Source organism: Candidatus Hodgkinia cicadicola (assembly GCF_002774925.1).
In genome coordinates this window covers 1-1448 of the sequence record NZ_NXGO01000124.1, presented here as the reverse complement: position 1 = coordinate 1448, position 1448 = coordinate 1, and the positions used below count along the sequence as shown (strand labels likewise).

Sequence of the window (1448 nt, the reverse complement as noted above, 5' to 3'; positions counted from 1 at the left end):
GTCAAAGTCTGTTGGTAGTATTTCAATTAATGATATAATAAATAATGATCATAACGTTTCAAGAGGATGGGTTTCTAGCTTTAGTTTATCTGAGAACAGGATAATGGAAGGTAATTGATCCCTGAAGATGGTAGAAATGTTGGATAGAATAGATAATACAATAAAATGATCACTTAATGTTATAGAATTTGAATCTGAATTGACTCCTAGATTATTACGTCAGATTGATAGGTTTGTTTTATAAAAATTATTTGTATTGTGACATATTAAAATTCATTGAGAGTATATGTAAAGATATTTCAATAGATTATTTCGAAACATCGAAACGTATGTTATATTGTTATTTTAGGTATTCTGCTAAAAGAATGAACTGTTTATATGTTATAACCTGTTGGACAACGCAGGTATGCAAATGACTCAATCCAATTTTACCAACAAGATATAAAGGTGTTTTTGATCAGCTCAAGATTTATAATTATATTATTTGAAATTTACCTACTAATTGGTTTAACTCTATGGTTGCGTTGCAATTTGAAATAATGAATGTAATAAAAGACGTTGTTAATGAGATATTATTTGATAAGACAATAACAAAAGATAGATTAGTCATGATAACGATAATAGTAAGTGATGTTAATAAATTAAAATTATTTAAAAATATAAGTTCCAATGATATGTCGGATTTTATTAAATTGAATATAATTTATTCAAAAGGGTTAACAGAAAGTGGTGATGTTATGGTTTGTGATTTTGTTCGGATAAAAATTAGTATTAGGTTTAAAAATCTATGTAATAGATGCAAGAAAATGGTTAATTGATAGATATAAACAGTTTAAAACAAGTATTTGGTATATTCTTTAAAGAATTAATAGTAAAAAGTATTGAAATTAACTAATACGTGATAATTGTAATCCGATTGTGTCTTGGTAAATGAGAACAGATAATTTAAATAAATATAATTAAGAATAGAATTGTTTCTTCAATTCGAAAATAAGTTCAAGTTTTGATAAACTTTAATAATTGTGTTGATTTTAGTTGAATTTTGTTGTTAGTAGTTCAATAAATTTATTAGTTAAAACAACTGAATTTAAATCAGTTTCAATCAGATATATATTAAATAATCTATTAATAATTAAATATCATGAGTATTTCAATGAAGTGATCTTATGTTATTTTTAATCTTATTAATATTAATAATTAAATATCATGAGTATTTCAATGAAGTGATCTTATGTTATTTTTAATCTTATTAATATTAATAATTAAATATCATGAGTATTTCAATGAAGTGATCTTATGTTATTTTTAATCTTATTAAGATGGTTAATTATTAAACCAACAAAATAATGTTTTTAACTCTGATATATTTATATTATTGTTAACCAACAATAGATCTCGGATTAAATTGTATGGTAATATTAAACATAAATTTATGAATGTTGAGGTTA

General features: G+C 22.9%; 2 protein-coding genes. Both read left to right on the top strand.

Annotation, left to right across the window (positions count from 1 at the left end):
• Positions 1-244: hypothetical protein (locus MAGTDC_RS05745; RefSeq protein WP_278046989.1), on the top strand; the 244-nt coding region annotated here is incomplete at its 5' end.
• The gene (locus MAGTDC_RS03610) at positions 234-821 is read left to right on the top strand and encodes a hypothetical protein (RefSeq protein ID WP_146657082.1); all 588 of its coding nucleotides are present in this window, start codon (positions 234-236) and stop codon (positions 819-821) included. The genes MAGTDC_RS05745 and MAGTDC_RS03610, both read left to right, overlap by 11 nt.
• The last annotated feature ends 627 nt before the right edge of the window (positions 822-1448 follow it).